Source organism: Streptomyces sp. NPDC056580, assembly GCF_042793175.1.
Classification (GTDB): Bacteria; Actinomycetota; Actinomycetes; order Streptomycetales; family Streptomycetaceae; genus Streptomyces.
On record NZ_JBHTVE010000024.1, the window covers coordinates 40,076 to 61,335 of the forward strand.

The following is a 21,260-nucleotide window of genomic DNA, read 5'->3' on the forward strand; positions in this document are numbered from 1 at the left end:
GCTGCTCAGAGGCGGTGGGCACGTGCGCCTGGTGGTCGCCGTTGGTCGTCATTGGCCACTGCCGAGCGGCCTCGGACGGCCCAGGGGCGGCCCAGCCATGGCCCACATGACCGGCGTCAGCCGACGGAAGTGGCCCGCCATTGAGCGGTGATACACCCCTCCTCCATGTCCCACCACTCCTCGGCTACGCCGTGCTTGAGCAGCCTCTGCACCTTGGCGAGGTCAGCGGAGGGCGGGACGTCCAAGGCAACCATGCCGAACCGCTCTATGCCCTCGCCAGCGACGCCGAGTTGCTGAAACGCGTTGATCACGCTCTGCCGTGCCGGGCCCGAGCCGCCGTCACGGAACACGATGAGGCGGATGGTGGAGTTCTCCGAACGCCGAACCACCTCGCCAGCCCATCGCACCCCGTCCTCGTCGGGTTCCGTGGCCACGACGTCCCCGCAGGCAATGCCTCGGACGAACCAGGGGATGTTGTCGAGCCGCACGGTGCCATCACCTTGGTCGATGGCCCACAGGCTCTCCACCGAGGCCGGAGGCCAGTCGTCCTGCACCTCAAGCCGGAAGTGCACCTTGACGTACGGGCCGCCGGGATTCGTCATGCTGCCAGGATGCACGCGTCAGACGGGGCCGCCTGGAGGGGCCCTCCTTTAAAGGCGACCTCTTCGTCCCGAACTCTCGGCTCGGTGGTCAGTGAGCGGCAGTGAGCCGGTCAGCCGGCCCCTGACGGTTCTTGGCGGTCGGCTACGGCCCTGGCGGTTGCTGTACTCCGCTGCTGTACCGCACCGCTCAGCGCAGTTGCTCTGCCTGGTCATACTCGGCTGCCTCGAAGGCAGGCCGATGTGTGAGCTGGACGACCGAAACTCCTTGCGCCCGAAGGAGCCAGGCTGGAAGATCACTCCAGCATTTTGGCCGGATTCTTCAAAGGGGGATCATGCACGACAGATACCGTGCCGCGTTGGTGGCGTTGGGCGCCATCGCGCTCTCGTTCACACTCGGTGCGCTCCCTGGCGTCGCGTACGCAGCCGGCAAGGGACACGGCCTTCGGGCTGGAGAGACGCCGCTGAGCCGAGAGGGCTACTGGCCCTTGGAGGAGGCGCCCGGCGGAATCGCTCCCAATGTGGAGCCTGAGGGCCTGCCGCTGACTTTGAACGGCGATGCCTGGATCTACCACAACGAGGACATTTTCGGAGATCCCGCACTGGTTGATCAGGGTGATCTCAGGCTCGACGGCGACGGTGACTGGGCGGCGACATCCGCGGCACCGGTCGGCGGGGACGGGAGCTTCACTCTCGCCGCTCGCGCTCGCTTGGCCGCAGCCGACCACAGGACGCAGACCGTCTTGTCACTTCCGGGCTCTGACGCCGACCGCATCGCGATCCGGTATCAGGCGACAAGCGGGAAGTGGGAAGTCGTGGTGTCCACCAAGGACAAGGCGAATGCTCCGCAAGTGGTTATCACCGAGGAGCAAGCTTTGCCCGATGACAATCCCTACGGCGTGGGCGATCACTTGGCCGTCGTCTTCGACGCCCCTGCTCATGAGCTTCGCTTTTATGTGAACGGTCAGCTGGCCAACACGTCCACTAGCGTGGACAGGACCTCGTGGATGGCCTCGGGCGGCCTTCAGGTGGGCCGCTCGGCGCTCCGCGGTGAGTACTTCGAGGGCACCGTGGACGAGGTGCGCGCCTACTCCGGCGTCGCGAACTCGACGATGATCCAGCAGATGGCTGCCCTGACGGGAGTTCCCGACCTCTGAGTGCCAGGCGGGCCGGCCAGCCCGTAAGGTCGTGAAGCCCTTCCGAGCTTCTGCACGCAGGACATCCGCGTGCAGAGGCTCGGGCATGCGTGCTACTCCTTCTTGCCCTGGGTCTTGCCGGGGATCTTGGCGACCTGCGTTTTCGCTGCTCAGAGGCGGTGGGCACGTGCACCTGGTGGTCGCCGTTGGTCGTCATTGGCCGCTGTTGAGCGGCCTCGAACGGCCCAGCCGTCGAAGCTCCGACCCGGCCCTAGCGTCGCCAGCGCCGACCGATAATGCTGCACAGCACTTCCAACCAACTCACGCAGAGATACCGCAGCCTCCACATCCAGCCGCTTCGCCGCCTCAGGCGTTGAGGCTCCAAACCGTGCGTCACGCCTGCGGGTGCTGGAGGCCGGTGGAGCCTGGATGCCCGACTTGGCCTGGTACCGCCGTGTAGGTGGCAGTGTGCTCCGGCTGACGCCGACGCCCAGCATGCGGGCCATGCGGGCGCCGGCCCGGCCAGCCAGTGCCAGCCCGATGTCGGACAGCGTCGAGCGAAGCCGTTCCGTTCGCTGGCGGTAGCGACGCGTCAGCCCTGGGATCTGCTCGACGAACGTCCGGCGCCCGCAGGAGGCTTTTGGGCAGGTGAACCGCCGCCCCCTCAGAGGGAGAACCACGTTTCTGCCGCTGCTCGGCACGTCAGCGGGAAACCGCAGGTAGGAGCCATGAACACGATCCGACCACGTCCCACACAACGGATATGACGCGCGTGCCGTCGTGCATCGGACATCAACACGCACTATCGCGATGTTCACGTCGAACGACAGCACCGCTACGTCCGCCACCGCCGGGAGCAACAGATCCTTCAGCCGAACCTCAAGGTCGTCCACGGCCCCGAACTGTCGGCCCAATCACCCGAACGGACAGCCATTTTCAGGCAACCTCGCAGACCTGGCTCATCGGCCCACAGTCACTCAACGTGGCCGGACCGCAGAACATGAGCCAGAGCCCGAGGGCGGACAACGTTTGTCAACGGTTTCGGACAGCACTTTGGCGATCAACGCCGCAGAAATGTTGACGAGAACCGACAACGCTTTGGCCGCCTGCCAGGACCTCCTTGTCAGCCACGCCTGCACGGGGGCTGGCATACCCGCTGCCGCTGCGAGAGGCTGACCCATCACGGGTTGATCTTCAGCGCACGGAGGCTACAAGCTCATGGCAGCATCAGAGAACCAGCTCTTACCAGCAGCAGGTGCATACGAGATCGATCAGGCGGCATCAACGGTCCGCTTCGCCACACGCGCCATGTTCGGGCTGCTCCCAGTCCGCGGTACCTTCGCCATCGGTCACGGCCGGATCACTGTCGCGGACCCGGCAGAAGAGTCGTTGGTGCACGTCGCAATAGAGGCAGGAAGCTTCGAGTCGGGCAATCAGCAGCGTGACGACCACGTCAGGTCCTCTGACTACCTGGATGTGGCGCGGCATCCCGAGATCGGCTTTCGGAGCCAGCGTGTGGAACGATCCGGCGCTGATGCCATTTTGTACGGCGAGCTGACGGTATGCGGGGTGACTCAGCCGATCGCCGTCACACTCGGCACGGTTGCCCAGGAGGGCAAGCGGATGACGGCGAGCGGCACTACCACGATCGACCGGTTTGCCTTCGACATCACCAAGGCCAAGGGCATGACGGGGCGGCATCTCAAGATCGCTTTGGAAGTCGTCGCGCACCGCTGAACCGGTAGTGCTTCTTTCCTTGCAGCTGACAGGACCTCGACAAGTCCCATCGTTGCGGGTCAGCAGCACTCTCCGCTTATTCGATCAAGACCCGGACAGCTCCACTCGTGAAAGCGCGAGGCTAAAGGAGGTTGCCGGACGAACGGCGCACCAACCTGGGCCGGGCGGGCCTGCCACTCGGACCGGCCCGCGATCTGTCGTCCCGATTCAACGCGACGGTACACGCACCGTGGACACCCCCGAAGCGTCGATCTGGGCCCGCGACCGCAGTACGTCGATCAGTGACTGCTCGGGCGAACGGCCCGCCGCGATGAGGGCGAAGAATGCCTTGACGTCCTCGAAGAACGGTGACGGACTACCGAGGTTCGTGCCCTCGCCGGCGGCGGTGATCGTTACCGGGCCGATCGGCTGGTCGGTGATCTCGTTGCCCCACATGGCACGGTTGGCGTTGCGTTGAAGGGCGGATGCCAGATTGTGGTCGGCCTCGCTGAAGCCCGGCACGCCCTGCTCGATGGCCAGCGCGTCCCCGTGGTTGGGGTTGCCTGTGCGGGAGGTCTGCCCGGCCGGGGAGTTGGCGGCCGACTGGTGGATGTGGTGGCCGCCGATCTGCTTGTACGGGGCGATCTGCGGGCCGGCCGTCGAGCCCCCGGACGTCGATCCGTTGGCACCGTTGCCGCCGGTCGCGGCCCCCGCGGCATCGGAGGCGGCGGCGGGACTCGGCTCGGGCTGTGCGCCCGTACCCGTCGTCGATGAACTGTTCGGTTCGGGCGGCGGGTTGGCGGACTGGTTCGGCTCCTTCGACTGCCCGCCGGACTCGCCTGATCCGCCCGACGTCCCACCACCTCCACCGCCGCCCGTGATCGCGCTGACCACGGGGGCCGCGGTTGCCATGAGTGCGGGGGCGATGGCCTCGGTGTTGGCGACGATGTTCGGCAGGCTGAAGCCGAAGTCGGCGCTCGGCCGGGTCAGTGCCGCGGTCCCGTTGGCGCCGACCGAGATATCGGCTGCGATGCTCGGTGCCGCGCCTCCACCGCCGCCCCCGAAGGAGATGCCCCGCATACCGAAGATGGTCGCCACCGCCTCGACGGGCAGTGCCCCGAGCTTGCGTGAACGCTCCTGGTCGCTGAGCACTCGGCCGGTCACTGTCCGGCCTGTCCGCACCTCGTTGGCCGTGTTCACGGTCCCTGCGATACCGAACGCGGTGCCGGTCGCCACCACCCCGGTGACGACCGTGGCTTCGCTTACCCCGAGCGAAGTCGCCGTCGCCGCGAGCAGCGGAGCCGCCGCTGTGCCCGCGCTCGCCACGACGACCGCCACCACGGCGACCGTCCCCACGGCGATGGCCGCGCCGATGGCGACGTCCTTCCAACTGATGTCCCAGGCACCGTTGTCGTCCAGCCGGTTCACCGGATCGCAGGCTGCGTAGGCGTACCGGCTCGTTGGACCGCGCTGGCCTGCCGGGTCACACGACAGCCAACGCCCCAGCCAGGGAACGTAGTACCGTGCGCCGATGGCGCAGAAGCCCGTCTCGTCGTCACGCTGCTTGCCGAGGAACCCGCGGCGGGCTGAGGCGTCCGTCTGTCCGCGTGTGGCCCGCCAGACGGTGGCGCCGTACGGTGAGTAGCCCTCGGCCGACAGCAGCCGCCCTTCGTCGTCGAACTCCAGCGTCACCGACCTGAGATGATCGGTGAGCTGGTGGCGCACGCGGCGCCGCGGCGACCCGTCGTCCACGTCGTTGCGGGTCTCGACCCGCGCGAACACACCGACCCCGTCGCCCACATCCAGGCCGGTGCGGATGATACCCGCATGGCGACCGGTGAACGACCGGACGAACTCAAGCCCGGAGAGGAACAGTTCGTCGCGCATCGGCACGCCACCGGAACGCTGAGTCGCCTTTCGGGTGCGGACGCCGGTCGCGTCATGGACGTAGTACGTCCCGACGACGACTGAACCCTCCTCACCGTCCTCGTCGACCACCTGGCGATAGGTCGACCTCAGCTGGTCCCGGTGGTCCCATTCCATCCGGGCCAGATGCGGCATGCCCACCGTGTTGCCGTGTGCGTCGTAGGCGTACGTCTCGCGCGGGCCGTCGGCGAAGGACGTGGCCAGCAGCCGGTTGTCCTGCGCGTACTCGAACTCCCTTGTCCAGCCCGGGTGGTGCGGGTCGCTTCCCCGGTGGGCGATCTCCAGCAGGTTTCCCACAAGGTCGTACGTATACCGCTCCACATACCGTCCGACAGCGATGCCGTCCTCCGCATGCGCCACCGGACGGTGACGCCCGCCTGCGTCGATGAGCCCGAGCTGCTCGCGCCCCGTAGCCTCGACGAGCCGGTACAGGGCGTCGTAGCGGTAGGCGGACTCGCCCGTGACGCGCTGGTTGCGGAAGAAGACCGGGGATACGGCGTCGTCCCGCACCAGCACCAGATTGCCTGCAGCGTCATACGTGTAGTGCTGGTCCTGTACACACCGGGACCCCAGGGCGGAGCGCACCCGGATCAGCCGGAACGTCAGCGGGTCGTAGGCGAAGTCGGTGACGAGCCCGTTCCCGCGCTCGATTCGGGTGCGCTGACCGCGGGCGTTGCAGCGGATGGCGGTGACGACGTCCGTCCACACTGGCTGCCCGTCGGAGTCCAGCTCGCTCTCGATCCGCACCTGGAGGGCACGCAGTTGGGTGGAGCGGCCGTACCGGTAGCGGGTGACGCTCGCCGGAGCGTCGAGCGCGGGCGACGTCAGCAGGATCGGGCGGTTCATCGCGTCCAGGCGGGTGGACGCGTTGAGGCATGCGGGCTCCAAGACGTCGGACGGCTGCTCCAGGCTCCAGTCCAGTACGCGGTCGTAGGCCACCGCCACGCGCCGCGTGGACGAACTCGGGTTCCCCTTGAAGTCGTAGCCGTTGCACACCGACAACCCTGCCTGGTCGCACCGCACATGGATACGCCCGCGTAGATTGCGCTCCTCGGCGTCGGCGAGGGACTCCCCGTAGACGACCCGCTCCACCATCACCTCGGCCTCGGGCCGGTCGGGATCGGCCCCCGTCACGTGGACGGCCACGGGACGGCGGCCGGCGTCGTAGCGGGTGTGGGAGACGTGCCCCCGGGAGTCCCAGGTGCGCAGCTCCTGGTCGAGGACGTCGGCGAGCCGCCACCGGGTGCCCGAGTCGACCGCCCAGTGCCGTACGACCCGGCCGAGCAGGTCATGGTCGGCGCGGCTGGCCGCACGCCCGCGCGGATCACCGCCGGGCATCGCGTCGTGCACGGCGAGCACCTCTCCGGTGATCGCCAGCACCACCCGGTTCTCCACCGCGTGCCGCCCGTCCGTGCGCCGGACCAGCACGGCCCGGCCCAACGCGTCGAACCACTCCAGGTCCGGGGTGTTCGCGTGGTCCGCGCTGGCCCGGGCGGCCCGCTGCTCGGCGTCGCCGCGGTCGCCATCGACGCGCTGCTCGTACCAGGGCCGCCACCCGGCGGGGAGGAGGTCGGACAGGCCGCGGGTGGCCACAGCGATGTCGGGGTCGTGGCGCGGATCGGCGAGCACGGTGTCCGACCGGTCCCAGGTGCCCGACCACCAGGCGCCGAACACCCGCTTGCTGTACGTCCCGTCGGGGAACACGGTCGCGACCAGCCGCTGTGTGGCGTCGTAGCAGCGCACCGTCGACACACCTTCGCGCCGGCCCGGTTCGTAGCCGGGTGAGGAGGTGAAATACGGCTCGTGGAACAGGACTACGTTCGCCTTGGCGTTGTAGACCTTCCAGCCGCTGGAGATCCAGCCGCCTGGCTCGTCGCTCTGGCTCTTGGCCTGAATCTCTCGCCCGGACCCGTCGACGTACACAAACTTCTGCTGAAGCGGGGAGGATTCGCCCGGCGCGAGGTCGCTCAGGTGCCGCTCGCGCAGGATGGTCCGCACCGACAGCGGCTGTACCACCGGCTCGGACGCCGTACGACGGACCGCCTCCAGGTCGTAGCAGATGCGGCGGGTGGCACCGAGGAGGAGCTGTCCGGCGTCATCTCCGGGAGCCGCGTCCATGAAGGTGTCGTCGAACCCCTCCAGCGAGTCGCCGAGTTGTTCCCCCCGCTTGCCCATGGCCGCCGTAGCCACGACGAGCCCGAGGGTGTCCAGCGCCACGGCGGAGCGGTTGCCGTTGGCGTCCGTCACCAGCACCGGCTTCATCAGCCGGTAGTCCACGCCGGACTCCTCGCGCACCCCGTCCGGCCCGCGCTCCCCGATCGTGCTCCGGTTGCCGAGGCTGTCCACCGTGTCGACCGGCAACAGGTCGTACCGGTCGTAGCGCACCTCGCGGTCGGGACTGGTGATTCCGTCCTGGAAGGGATCGCGGTAGCGGCGTGCCCGGAAGAAGTGCGCCCGGGCGTAGGCGAATTCGTCCGCCGCCCCCTCGCCGGGGAAGGTACCGGCAGGCCCGAGGAACGTCCGCCCCGACGGCGCCCACCACTCGCCCGGAACGTCACCGGGCACATAGCCGCCCTCGCGCAGCACCGCGTCGAGGTCCTCGGCTGGGAACAGCGGCCGGGCCAGGATCTTCTGCGTGAACGCCAGGGTCAGCCCGACGCCCGGGATGCCCCGCCGCCCCGCGCGGCCCAACGGTAGCAGGGCCACCGGGTCGGTGCCGCCGAGGTCGTCGGGGCGGTACAGGGTGCGGGTGCGCCGCAGCAGCCGGTGCAGCCGCGCGAACGGCGCGCCGGGCCCCGTCCAGTCCTCGAAGCGCAGCCAGCCGCCCTCGGGCGGGACGACATCCCGCACCTCGATCGTGCTCTGCTGCGCCGGGAGCGGCAGCCGGTAGTGGCCGGGTTCGTCCAGCAGCGGCTCGCTGTGCTCGTACCGGACGGCCGTCACCAGCGTTCGCGCCTGCTCCTCCCGGTCCACCGCCGCCGTCAGCCGAGGATCGGCAGGCAATCGCCCGTAGGCGATGGCCACCTCCTCCAGCGCTTGGCCGAACTCGTTGACCCGCAAGGTGATCGCGTGCGTGACCCGAGGATCGTCACGGTCGCGTTCGTAACGCACCGTCAACTGCTCCCGGGGATGGGCGAGGAACACCGCGTGCCGGTTGCGGCTCACCGGCTGGAGGAGCCGTACGGTGAAGTTCCGCTCTAGCACGGTGTACGGCACGGACTCGCGCTCCGACCCGTCGAGCCCGTACACCTCCTGCCGCAGCAGCATGCCCTTCAGCGCGCGGCACGCCTCGCGCTCCTCCTGCGCGGTGAGCCCCTCCGGGAGCACGCTGTCGGGCAGGCCGTCGCGGTCACACCCCCTGTCGTACTCGTGCGCCAGCAGCCGGCTCACTCTGCTCAGTCGGACACCGGTGTGGAACCAGCTCCGGGTGTGGACGGGTGCCACTGGGAGGGAGTTCTCCCACTCCCCGTCCCCGGGAGCGTCGAGGTCCTCGGTGTCCCACTGGTCGACGACCGCGAACCCGCGCAACTCCCGCTCCACGGGGTCGAAATACTGGTCGTGGTAGGCGTAGCGCGTGGTCAGCCGGTGCTGGGCCACCAGGTCGATCGATTCGACCCGCTCCACCACCTGCACCGGGAACGGCGCCCGCGTACGCCACGGTCGCCCCGCCGCCTCGTCCTCCAGGTAGAAGGAGGTCGAGGAGCGGTAGTGGATCCGAGTCTCGGCGCCGAGGTTGTTGGTCGTCCGGGTCAGCAGATGGGGCTTGATGCCCATCAGATCCACGTAGCGCACGGACCGGCCCGCGTTCCCCGGCAGGGGAGAGGTCCATACGAGGCAGGCAGTGCCGTTGCCGAACAGGTCGACGACGTCGCAGTCGTCCACGGCGGTGGCCGGGGGCAGCCCGCGCAGCCGGACCTCGCGACTCAGGCCGTTGCCGGACTGGTTGAAGTACAGGCGCGGCCCGTCCGGATGGAGGTACACGAGGTCACTGGTGCCGGTCCCGTCGATGTCGGCCAGCCGCACCCGGTCCGGGGAGAAGCTGTCGTCGGCGTCGAAGCGCGGGCAGTTCTCCAGCAGGTGACGCGCGCCGAAGCGGCCGTACCCGAGATTGGGCCAGTAGCACACGTGCGTGCAGCCGACCCACACGAGGTCCCGCAGCCCATCCCCGGTCATGTCCGACAGCAGCAGCGCCCCCGAGGCGTCGTTGAACGCCACGCGCGTGCCCCGCCACTGCGCCGGATCGACCGCCACCCGGTGCTCGGGGCCGAAGCCCGACGTGCCGAGCCCCTCGTGCCAGCCCAGTTCGTCCGGCGCCAGCCTGAGCATGTCGACGAGCCCGTCCCCGGTGACGTCGACCAGCCGCAGCTCCGCCCGTGGGTCATTGACGAGCGGCCCGGCGAAGGGACGGAAGGGCCGCCAGCCGCCGTGCTCGTCCTGCTCGTACACCCCGGCCTGCGGACCCGTCAGATCTACGACGTCCAGGCGGCCGTCCCCGCTGAGATCGAGCAGCTCCGCACCCGAGGCGAGGGTCCGGTTCGGCACCCGGGGTACCGACTCCAGCTCGCCGAAGTGCGGTGCGTCCGTGAGCGCGCTGAGGTTGCGCAGGTAGTACCAGACGCCGGGATGCTCGGTCAGCACGCCCGGGATTCCCTCGCCGTGCAGGTCGAGCCAGCGCAGTCGGCCCGGGCTGTGGGGGAGCCGGGCCAGCTCACGCGGCTCCACGACCCGCACCTCGTGCTGCACGGCGACCTGGCTGTAGGCCAGCTCCACCGACGGAAACGCCTTGCGCCGGTACCCGCCCTCGGGCCTGCGCCGGAAACGGGCGTGGGTGACGGCTGTCAGCTCCGCGTAGACCGGGCGGGTGGCCTCCTCCGGTGCGGGAGTCGGGGCGTACGACAGCTCGGTCGCGGCGACGAGACAGTCCTCGCCGACACCGGGTTCCTCTGGGAACGAGTGGAACATCAGCAGCCGGCGGCACAGCCGCTCGGTGCGCAGCTCGAACCCGCCGCGGCGCGAGGAGAACGGATCCGGGCGGGCCGTCCAGCGCCGGTCCGGGTCCGGGCCCGGCCGCTCCTCGTTGTGGCCGCCGTAGTCGAGGACGAGCGTGAAGTGCCAATGCCGGGCGTGCAGTTCGGCCGTGGACACGGAGGCCGGCCGCTCCCCGGCGTCGTCCAGGAGGGGGACCGCGTTGCCGTAGCGGACGCACCGCAGATAGCGCTGCGCCTGGTCGCTTACGCCGTCGCCGCGGTCGTACTCGTAGGCGATCACGTTGCCGCGGTCGTCCCGAGTCTGGCTGATCAACCAGGAGAAGACGCGCTCCGACGCCTCGGGGTCGCTGATCCGGGCGTCGGCGTCGGCGCCGTAGACCGTCAGGACGTTGTCCGCGGACCAGGAGCGCCAGTGCACATCGGCGGGGTCGTCGATGCTCGTCCAGCGTTCGATCCGCGCGAAGCTCGCCTCCACCCGGGGGCGGTAGCCGCGCACCAGATGCTTGCCCCGGTGCCGGTCCTGCCCGGTGGGGACGAGGTCCTCGGCGCTGGACAGTACGAACACGTCGGACTCGTGTGCGTCGTCGTAGCGGGGCAGGCCCTTGTCGGTGCGGCGGGTGACGGACGGCAGCCGCAGCGAACAGCCGAACCCGAACGGCCCGTTGCCCTGCCCGCTGTCGTAGCCCAGTGACATCTGCGGGCCGAAGCCGTCCCGGCCGGTGGTCAGCAGAACGGGCACGGCGAACGAGCCCGTGCCGGTCACCGCGTCCGTGCCGAACTTCTCCCCGATCCCGCGCACCGCCCCGCCGGCCGGTGGCAGTTCCGCCCCCGGCAGCGGATCCGGCTGGGGCCGGACGGGGCCGGGCTCGGTGTCGTCGCGCTCGGCGCCCGGGAAGGCGGGCGCACCCTGGTCCTGGTCGGTCATCGCCGCTCCCGGTCACCGTCGTCGGCCTCGTAGCTGCACAGCAGCCACAGCCGCGACACCTCACCGAACTGCGGCGGCACCGTCACACTGCCTAGGTCGACCTCCCGGCCGCCGTGCACGAGCGTCGGACTGCCCTCCGTACCGAGGTCGGGCAGCACACCGTGGAACAGCTCCGGCCAGTCACGCGAGGCCACGCACTCGACGACCTCGTACTCCTCGGCCCCCCGACGTCCCGGCGGTCGGAACCGCACGGAGTGGTGCACCGACGGGCAGGCGCACCCGGCCTCGAAGAAGAATTCGACCCGGCCGATGCGCAGCCCCCGGTTGCCCGGTAGGAACGGGAACATCGCACGGGACAGCCGCAGCGGCAGCCGCCGCTCCTCGTCCTCGGCGACGCGGGCGAAGGTGTACCACATCTGCGGCAGGTCCTGCTCGACGTCGAACACGCGGAGTCCGTCGCCGGGCAGCCGCTTGCGCGTCTCCCGCCGTGCCGCCTCCGCCAGGGCCGTGCCGCCCTCCCGCGCGGTGTAGTTCAGATGCATTACGACGTCGGTCACGCTCGACAAGTCGAACTGGTTTTCCTCCTGCCGGAGTTCGAGCAGCCATCGGCTGGCCGCGCCCTGGTACTCGAAGTGCAGATAGCGCTCGTCCTGGAACCGGACCTCGAACATGCCGCTGTCGTTCTGCCCGGTGGAGGTGGCGACAGCCTCCCGGGCTGCGTAGCGGCGTACGGCACGTGGGTCCTCGGGGAGCAGGGCGTAACCTCCGTGGTTGCAACTGTCGTCGCAGGAACCGCAGGTGGCCATCCCCGAACAGCAGGGCGCCACCGGAGGCGTCAGCGCCGGACTCACCCGCGTCGTACTCGCCAGCAGCGTCAGCCGCGCATGAACGCCCGTGTAGGGCCCGGCCACACACGGCACCGTCAGCGCGACGCTCTTGATCCGGCGCAGATAGTGCCCCGGATAGTCCCGGTCGAACAGCCACTCCGGCAGCTCGATCTCACACCGCCCCGTGGCTTGCAGCCGCAGGAACTCCACCGGCGCGTGCAGCCGCAGCGAGATGTGCTTGGTCAACTCGTACTCACGCGCGTTGAGATCGAGGTACGCCTGCTCCATCCGCCGCAGTCCCAGCCCGAGCCGCTCACCGGCGAGCAGCCCCTCGTGCAATCGGTCCCAGCGCGCCTCGGCGAGGAAGTCATGGGCGGGCAGGGCGCGTTCCAGCTCGAATGCGTGCCGCGCCTGCACCGCCGCACGCGCGGCCAGCTCGTACGTCTGCCGATACAGCGCGGCTGTCTCCTGCTGCAGCCACAGGAACAGGGCGTGACCGGTGAGCTTGTCCCGGACGATCTCCTCGGTGATTCGGGCCTGCTCCCAGCGCAGTTGCTGCTCGTCCAGCTCGTGCAGCGCGGCGTCCCGGCGGCGCTCGGCCGCGAGGATCTGCCGCTCGATCTGCTCGATTTCGATGTCGTGGATCTCCACCTGATGCCGCCACTCGGCTGCACGCCGGTCCCAACCGGCCTCGGTCAGCCGCTCCGAGGCGGTGATTCCCGCGATCGACCCGAAGATCCCCGCGATGCGCGAGGCCGCCGAGAAGACCCCGGCGAGCTTGGTGCCGAGCGGGAGCTGGTTGGCGTTGAGCGGGCCCATACCGGCCACACCGAGCCAGATGTCGGGGATGAAGCCGAGCGCCTGCCCCGTCGCCTCTAGCGGGATCGCCGTACCGTGACTGCCCACGGACTGCTCGGTCAGCGACAGATAGTCGTTCTCGCCCTGGATCAGTCCCTTCTCCACGAGGTCGGCGTAGTAACGGCGATGGGTGAGGGCGATCTGCTTGGTCTTGTGCAGTGCCTGCACCTGCCAGTCCGCGTCCCGCCACTGCAAGCGGCGGGTCTGCACCGACAGTGCGTGCAATTGGCGTTCCTGGTCCGCCCGCACCGCCGCGAGGAACTCAGCGTCCCCGCGTTCGAACGCGCCGTGCAGCGCGGTGCCGAGGCCATGCACCTCAGTGGCGAGATCGCGGGCCCGGCTGACCAGGAAGGCGAAACGGTACGGACTCTCCGGCACGCACACGTCGTCGCAGCCGAGGCGCTCGGTGTTCCCGAGGAACGGCCCGTCCGGCGGCCATAGGGCGGGCAGCCGCTGCGCGTCCAGGCAGGCGCGGATCAGACACAGTCTGTCCTCGACGCTGTCGTACAGCCCGATCAGCCGCGGATTGGGCGGCGCCGGATGCGGGACGAGCGCGTCGATCGTCGGCGCCTCGCCGGGTGGCGTCGCGTCCGCGTCGAGCACCAGCCGCGGCCTGCGGCCCAGGAGCGCCTTCAGCCCGTCGAAGACCACGCGCGCCTGGTTGAGATCCTCCGGACTGCCTCCGGCCCGCAGCAGCGCGTCGCCCCACTCCAGCAGCGTCTCGGCATGGTGCAGCACGATGCTGCGCCGCCGCACGTCCTCCGTCGACGCATGCGTGCTGTCCGTACAGCACCCGCGATGCCTCTGGCCCTCCTCCCGACCCCAACAGCGCATCCAGGAGGCGTCGCCGTGCGCCACATCCGCGGCGAGCCGGTACCAGCCGAGCGCCGCACCGGGCTGACAGTGCGCACGCAGCGCCGCCGCCACGGCCGTCGCCGCGGCATACGGCGAGGACGGCACCAGCGGTGCCCCGGGGCTGTGGAACACGAAGTAGGGGTAGGCGGCCAACTGACCCGGATGCGCGGGACCGGACGGCGGCTTCGGCGCCGGCGGGGGTGCCACGGCCTGCGGCAGTACGACGACGTCATCCGCGGCGATGTCATAGCGGAAACCGGGTGACTGAGCCGAGTGCCCGGGCGGTGCGATACCGCCGGTGACGACGAGGCGGACCGAGTCTTCCGTCCGCCCGGCGAACCGGAGCGTCGGGCCGGCCGTGCAGCGCAGCGCCTCGCTGCTGTAGCGGACGGGACTGAACTCCCCGTGCCGCACCCGGCACCACGCCAGCCGCAACGCCCGCTTCTCCGGCCACGCCAGCAGGCCGGGCAGCTGGTCGGACTCGTGCCAGAGCCAGCCGGGGTCCTGGTCGACGCGGTCGTGGAGCTGGGCGTCGAGCAGCCAGAAGTAATACTCGTCGACGAGCGTTCCGTGCTCGCAGCCGCAGGTCGCACAGCACGACGACGCGGCCGGGCCAGGCAGCAGGCCGATCGTCCCGGGCCCGGCGGTGACCGCGGGGTCCCCGGCGGCGGCGACCCGCAGGAAGCGGGTGCCCAGCCGCACGGGCGCCTCGATCCACCAGGGCAGTTGCACGGCTTCCGCGGAGGGCGCCCTGTCGTCGCCGGGCTCACCGAGCTCACCGCGCTCGTCGCGCAGGACCATCCCCAGGTCGATCGGCCCGTCGTGTGGCGGCTCCCAGTCGACCCCACCGTTCCCGCCGTTGTCCGGCGGCTCCCGGTCATCGTCGTCTCCGCCCTCAGGCGGTACGTCACCCCCGTCCCCGGACGGTGCGTGCACCGCCGCCAGCCACGACGGCCGCGCATGCCGCTGAGGCGTGCCCAGCCGATCGAACCCGTGCCGGGCGGGGTCCACCTCGTGCAGCGTGGCAGGATCGCGCACCTGGAGCAGCGCCAACCCGGGGTGCTCCGGCGCGGGCGGCTGTGCCCAGACATCCAGCCCGCCCGGCTCCGGCCGGGTCAGCGTGACCCGCCGTAACTGGGCCTCGAAGAACGTGAACGTCTCGCTGCGCCGGGCGAGCGCCAACTCGTCGATGTCCACCCAGTTCTCGCGGTAGAACTGCCGCCGCGCGCACGCCTCCCACACCTGGTAGCGAGCGAACTGGGCATCCCACAGTGCGAGGAACCCGGCAGACGGCGTCCAGCCGGGCTCCTGCCCCAGCCGCGCCCGGCTGACCAGCGTCTGTACTGCGCTGATGGCGTCGTCGACACGGCTGACCCGTTCGCACAGTCCGGCCTGGACGTCCTGCAGCAGCAGGTCGCTGAGATGGCGGGCCTCGCGCGCCGGGGCGCCACCGACACCGGTGACCCGGTCGAAGCGGGTGAGGTAGGCGAGCAGAGCGGCGCGGCCGCGTTCGCGCAGACCGTCGTCGAGTGCGCGCAGATCGCTGTACCGTCGGGGTGGCCCGGCGGACAGGTAGCCGTCGGCGACGAAGGCGGTGAGGTTGGCGTTCCCGCCGGCCGCCGGGTCGTCGGCGGCCCACAGGTCCGGCCGCGCGGTCCGTACGTCGGCGACCAGGAAGCGGCACAGCACCTTGCGCAGCAGCAGGTCGGCGTGCCAGACGCGGATCGGCCAGCGCTCGTCCACGAGGTCGTCGCTGACCAGCGTGGGCCCGCCGTCGAACAGGGTGACGAGTGAGGTGCGCAGCAGGTCGACGCCGACGTGGCGCAGCAGATCCGCGGGCAGGTCGGGGTGGCTCTCGGCGGACTCGTGGAACAGCAGCCACAGGGGCCGCTCCGGGGAGCCCGTCGTCTCGGCCCGGGTGACCGTGTAGTCGAACAGCCGCTCCCAGATGTCGGTCAGTGCCTGCTGCCGGGGGACCGACGGCGCCACCCGCTGGTCCACAGCCGCATCCGGGGGCAGGTAAGGGTCGGCGACCGGCAGCAGGTTGGGGTCGAGACCGGCCAGGTGCACCGCGTAGGCGGTGCCCTCGTTGCGGTAGGCGGCCCCGGAGAACCGGTCCGGGTACGTGAGCAGATATCCGATCTCGGACTGCCCGTCGTCCGCCACGGGGGCGGCGGCGATGCCGAGCCGGTGAGCGAGCAGCAGCGCCTTGAACGCCCGCTGGTAGGTGCGCCGTACGTCGCGCAGTGAACCGGTGTACCGCTCCCGCAGGGCGCGCCGCTCGGCGTCGGTGAGGTCCTTCAGGTTCCGGTCCAGAGGGCCCGGGTCCTGGGTGCGGCGGTAGAGCCGGTGCTGGGGGAGGGCGATGGGGCGGTCGTCGGAGTCCGGGCCGCTGTAGGCGAGTTCGAATCCGGTCGTGGCCGGGCGTACGTCGTCGGCCTCGGCGAACGCCGGTGCGGACTGGAGGAACTCGATCTCCACCTCGTAGGCGCCGCGGCGCAGTTCCAGCTCGGACGCGCACTGGGGTGCGCCCGTCTCACCCGGCCAGTGCCGGGCCAGGACCACCCAGACGCGCTGGCCCCGGCGCAGCACCACGCGCCAATGCCGGGCCCGCGTGGCCTCGGGGTCGGGGATCTCGCCGTCCTGCCCGGGGGCACCGGCGTAGAAGGTGTACGCGCCGCCCGTCTCGACGAGCAGGCTGCCGGTCCAACGGACGGCGAAGCCCTCCGCGGCGCCGAGCGGCTCACCGGTGGGGTCGCTCAGCGCGAACCCGTTGCGGACCCCGGCGAACCGGGCCTGCCCCGCCGTCAGCGTGGCATCCAGCCCCGGCACCAGGCCGGGCACGGCGACGGCGAGTTCGTCGCGGCCGGGACCGAACAGCCGCAGCGCGGAGCTGGGCTGCCGCCACACCAGCGGGCCCCGGCCGGAGGTGGTGACCCGGCGGTACTCGCCCAGCAGGCCGGTGCCGGTGACCGACAGCAGGGCCGCCAGTGCCGCCCCGTTCACACCGTCCCAGGTCACGGCGGGCGCCGTGCCCGCGTCGTTCTCCCACGGGGCGAGCCCCACGTTCTCGTCGCCGCGCAGCGTCAGCAACAGCGCCTTGGCGAGCGCTTCGGTCCCGTCGCGGCGCTGCCCCGTCGCGGCCTCGACATGCGCGGCGAGGTGGCCCGCGACGACCCTCGCGCGAGCCACGGCCCCGCGCACCGAGCGGGCGAAGAACGCGAACCGCTCCCGCTCGTCCTCCTCGTGCGTGAACAGACGCAGCGCGGCCTCGGGGTCCTCGAAGAGGAACGCGAACGGCGACAGATCGGCCCGCGGTCCCGCGAGCAACTCCCTGACCGAGTGCCGCTCTTCAGGGCGCAGCTGACGGATGCGGGCCAGCTTCGCGGCCACTGCCTCGTCGCGCAGCGGCAGCCCCGCGGTCAGCCGGTCGGCGGCGTAGCGGAACGGTCCGTCGGGCGGGGTGTTCCACATCGCGGGCGGCGACCCGGCCAGCGGGGCGCTCCAACGCCGGTCCTCGACCGGTACGACGATGCCGTCGTCCTCCAGCAGTGACGGGAAGAAGCGCGCCCCGAGCCGGTACAGCGGGTCCGATCCGGGAGCGCTCGTGTAGCCGAACTCGGTGCGCAGAGCGGCGTCGACCCGCGTCCACGACCAGACCTCGTCGGATTCCTCCGCGGCGAGGAGCCGCTCCCGCAGCCGCCACAGCGAGTTGGCCGTGTCGTCGTCCGGCAGCGTCAGCGGATCGTCCCGCGTTTCGTTGGGCGAGGGCAGGCTGAACGGGTCGTCGCCTTGGGCGTGTTCCTGGACGGTGAACAGGAACAGCAGCTCACCCACGCCGAGATCGCTGGCGTACAGCTTGGCCAGCACCTCGGCGAAGCGCAGCGTGTTGCTCGGCCGCGAGTGCCAACTCGACTGCGAACCATCACCGGGGTCGAACCCGGCGAGCACCGACAGCGGGTCGAGGTTCTCGGCGAGAATCTCCAGGAACCTCGCCGGACGGGTCCGGCAGCGGAAGCGGCGCACGGCGTGCCCGCCGGAGTGCTTGAGCAGCGCGCCGACCGCCCAGTCCCAGTGCGGGTCGCCCGGCCCGGCCCACAGCGCGAGCAGCGGGCTGCGCCCGGTTCCCGGCGGCGTCTCGGCCGGGGGCACGTGGTCGTGCGGCGCGAGGCGTAAGCCGAAGTGGCAGCGCAGGAGCTGCAGCGCGGCCAGCTGCCTGACGAAGTCGGGGTTCGGGTAGCCGTCCGCGGCGAACAGCATCAATGTGGCGGCCACATCGGCGAGTTGGGCGAAGCTGAACGTAGGCGAGCAGGCGCGGCGCAGGATCCACCAAAGCCGTACGACGACCGCCACCCGGCGCAGGTCCTCCACGGAGAGGTCGAGCACGTATTCGTCGAGTCGACACGGCTCACAGTCGGGGAAGGCGGGCTGCTCCTGCGCGCCCCTCTTACCCTTGCGTCCGAACGGCACGATCCCACTGCGCCACAGGTCGAGGAACTCGCACCAGTCCAGCCCAGTCGCGTCGAGGAACCGCGGCAGCCGGACCACAAGGTCTGTCCAGGAGCGGCCGTTCTCCACTTTGTTGGCGAACCCGTAGTACTCCCAGACGGGAGTGCCCTTCCGCGTGTTGGTGGTCGGACCCGGGGAGAACAGCAGGGCGTATTCCTCAGGGCTCAGCCCGAGGAACTCCAGGGCGATGGGCAGCCGCAGCGGATAGCGCCACTGGGTGCGGCGGAACGTGGCGGGTTCGGCGCCGGGGGCGATGACGAACTCGGTGATGTCGCGGCGGAAGGCCCGCATGACCTCGTACCGGCAGGTGCCGAGCGCGTCGAGGTGGCTGCGCGCGATGTCCAGCGGCTGGTGGTAGGGGAGGAGCGGGTGGCTGACGTCGGTGGCGAGGGGCGTGTACGTGGCGCCGGCCGGCAGCGGCACCACCGGGGTGGAATGCTCAGGCCGGGCCGCGAGAATCTCGTCGGTGAGGTCGGCCGAGGTGTCGTGGACGGCGCCCTTGCCCGACGCCGGGTTGCCCGCGAGGGCCTCCAGGGACTCGTCCACCAGGTCGACGACCGGGATAGCGGTGCCGACGTTCGCCGCGGTGGCGCGCAGTTGGCCGACGGGCCCACGGCGGGCCGCGACCAGGTCGCCGAGGGTGGGCGGCGTCGCGTCGCCGTGCGGGGTGCCGTCCGGGTGGTGGCAGTCGGCGTCCAGCGGGAGGGCGAGCAGGGCCTTGAGGTAGGCGACGGGGCCGAGGGCGGACAGATGGTCCGGGGGCCGGCAGTCGACCAGGCATCCGTCGGGGTTGACCGGAACCGGCGTCCGGCCGTCGCCGCCCGGTTCCGGATCGGGGGCGGGGCCACCGGCCTTGTCGCCGAGGGCGTCGGCGAAGTCGACGGCGACGGTGCCGAGCAGGGCGTCTCGCAGGCCCTGCCGGGTCTGGGCGGCCACCTGCCCGGAGCTGGTGAAGCCGCGGGCGTACAGGGCCTCGACGATCGAGAAGCGCACCGGCGCAGGGACGGCGGCGATGGCCAGCCGCATCAGATCGTCGACCGTCGCGACGGCGGCCGCCAGCCACTCCCGCCCGCGCGGGTCCGCCGCGAACTGGGCGCTCCCGACGTCGTTCAGCGCATCCCGGACGTGCCCAGGATGATTGCTGCTGCCGCCGAAGACGAAGTCGGCCCCCGCGCGGGCGTGGTAGGCGGTGACGAAGCGGTTGACCGGATCGCCGTCGGGCACGCGCAACAGCGACGGCGCGTCCGGGGCGTTGTCGGGGACGTCCTGCACCGCCGAGGCGAGGACGAAGAACTTGCGCACCTCCTGGATGAACGCCTGCAGCCGTTCGTCCAGGGAGCCGGGCTGGGTGAAGTCGGGCAGAGTGGCGGGCCAGGACGCGTCGCCGTGGAAGAACTCCTGCCAGGCGGCCGCCGTTATCCGGGAAAGCGCGGGCGCGTCCGCGGGGGCGAGCGTGGCGCGGATCTTCGCCCGCAGCGGGGTGCTGCCGGGCTGGACGACGTACCCACGCGTCAGCGCGGTGAGCACGAGGTCGAGGTGACCACTCGCGTGCGTCGTGACGATGGCGTCCCAGAAGGCGGTGTCGATGTCCGCCTGCGTCACCGCGAGCAAGCCGGTCACCAGCGCCAGCACATCCCCGGTCGCGGCGATCTCTGGCGGCTTGCCGGAGGTGTCCCCGAGGGCGCGCAGCCGTCGTACGGCCTGGGCGATGGTGACGGCGGGGGCGTCGGCGACGGGCGGCTGGTCGGCGGGGAGCGGCGGCGGGGAGGTCGGCGGCTGCTCCTTGATCACCCCGCTGTCCTTGGCGGCCCTCAGCATCACACGCAGCCGCTCGGTGTCCGCGAGGAGGGCGGACCGGTAACGCTGCTCGGCGTCGTAGCTGACGGGCAAGCCCGCGCCGAGCGCGTAGAAGTAGCGGGCGGGCACAGCGAACCGGGCGTGCGCGGGCAGGTTCGTCACCAGCGCCCGCGCGGTCGTGTACCGCTCGCCGGTGCCGGTCTGCCCCGGCAGCACGGGGAATGTGAGGGCCGCCTGGGTGGCCTTCGTCGTCCGGTCCTCCGCGTCGACCGCGGTGGTGAGCGCGTAGACGTACGTCGTCAGCCGCTCGGCGTCCGCATCGCCCTGCGCGTAGTACGAGGTCAACTGGGCCTCGAACCGGCCGCGTTCGGCGTCGTCGGCGGTGCTGACCGGGGTGGTGTAGAGCCTGCCCAGATCGGTCGTGACGGGTGACGGCATCGGCCGGAACTTCTGGTTCCAGATGATCTCGCGGGCCACGTGCCGGGCCTGCGACACGCTGAGACCCGTCAGGGAGACCGGTGCCCCGGGGTCGTGTCCCAGCACCCGGGCCACGGCGTTCAGCAGCCCGTCGTACGCCGGTGGGCTGCCGTCGGCGGGCAGTTCGACGTACGCGTCGGCCGGGTCGATCTGGGTACCGGCCGGGGGCAGGGCGAGGTACAGCGACGTGGGCCCGATGCCGGGGAACACCCCGCGGTCGGCCGGGATCGCCCCGGATGCCTCCGGCACGTTCATGAAGATTCGGCGGACGAAGATGACCCCGCCGCCCCGCGACACCTCGACCCTTAGATCCCGCGTGCCGTGCTCCGGTCGGCCCGCAGGCGGATGCGGCGGGGCGATCTCGAAGAGCGCGGTCGCCGCGGCCAGTCGCTCGAACGTGCCCGACACTGGGTTGGTGAGCCGGACGTGCTGGACGATGCCCGTGTCCGGATGCGGTAGTTCCGGATGCAATGGGTCCGGTGGCGCCATATAACTCGCCGGGTTGCCGATCTGCGCCTCGCCCGACGCCGTGGACAGATCGAACACACGGATCGCCAGCCCGTTCAGTGCCGCGGAGAAATCCGAGCCTGAGACCGGGTCCCCCTGGGGGTGCAGTCGAATCACGACGAGCGCCATGTGCACCTCCA

5 protein-coding genes are annotated in these 21,260 nt (G+C 70.9%); 2 read left to right on the forward strand and 3 right to left on the reverse strand.

Annotation, left to right across the window (positions count from 1 at the left end; all coding sequences use genetic code 11):
* Positions 1-116: 116 nt before the first annotated feature.
* A complete protein-coding gene (locus ACFQ9Z_RS36230) occupies positions 117-602 on the reverse strand; it encodes a DUF4265 domain-containing protein (protein ID WP_383030185.1) in 486 nt (161 codons plus the stop codon).
* A 332-nt stretch (positions 603-934) separates the two neighbouring features.
* Between ACFQ9Z_RS36230 and ACFQ9Z_RS36235 the strand changes: the two genes are divergently transcribed.
* A complete protein-coding gene (locus ACFQ9Z_RS36235; RefSeq protein ID WP_383030188.1) occupies positions 935-1,756 on the forward strand; it encodes a LamG-like jellyroll fold domain-containing protein in 822 nt (273 codons plus the stop codon).
* Between the two features lie 1,197 nt (positions 1,757-2,953).
* Complete coding sequence (locus tag ACFQ9Z_RS36240) at positions 2,954-3,472, forward strand: YceI family protein (protein WP_383030192.1); 519 nt, start codon at positions 2,954-2,956, stop codon at positions 3,470-3,472.
* 207 nt (positions 3,473-3,679) lie between these two features.
* On the opposite strand, the gene ACFQ9Z_RS36245 is transcribed toward ACFQ9Z_RS36240, so the two are convergent.
* Entirely contained in the window at positions 3,680-11,290 is a 7,611-nt protein-coding gene (locus tag ACFQ9Z_RS36245) for a SpvB/TcaC N-terminal domain-containing protein (RefSeq protein WP_383030195.1), read from the reverse strand.
* On the reverse strand, positions 11,287-21,249 hold the full coding sequence (locus ACFQ9Z_RS36250; protein ID WP_383030197.1) for a neuraminidase-like domain-containing protein: 9,963 nt from the start codon (positions 21,247-21,249) through the stop codon (positions 11,287-11,289). The genes ACFQ9Z_RS36245 and ACFQ9Z_RS36250 overlap by 4 nt, the downstream gene beginning before the upstream one ends.
* Between the last annotated feature and the right edge of the window lie 11 nt (positions 21,250-21,260).

Excerpts from the sequence above, each read along its gene's own strand:
- ACFQ9Z_RS36230 (WP_383030185.1), bottom strand. The coding sequence starts at position 602 with ATGACGAATCCCGGCGGCCCGTACGTCAAGGTGCACTTCCGGCTTGAG.
- ACFQ9Z_RS36245 (WP_383030195.1), bottom strand. The coding sequence starts at position 11,290 with ATGACCGACCAGGACCAGGGTGCGCCCGCCTTCCCGGGCGCCGAGCGC.
- ACFQ9Z_RS36250 (WP_383030197.1), bottom strand. The coding sequence starts at position 21,249 with ATGGCGCTCGTCGTGATTCGACTGCACCCCCAGGGGGACCCGGTCTCA.
- ACFQ9Z_RS36235 (WP_383030188.1), top strand. The coding sequence starts at position 935 with ATGCACGACAGATACCGTGCCGCGTTGGTGGCGTTGGGCGCCATCGCG.
- ACFQ9Z_RS36240 (WP_383030192.1), top strand. The coding sequence starts at position 2,954 with ATGGCAGCATCAGAGAACCAGCTCTTACCAGCAGCAGGTGCATACGAG.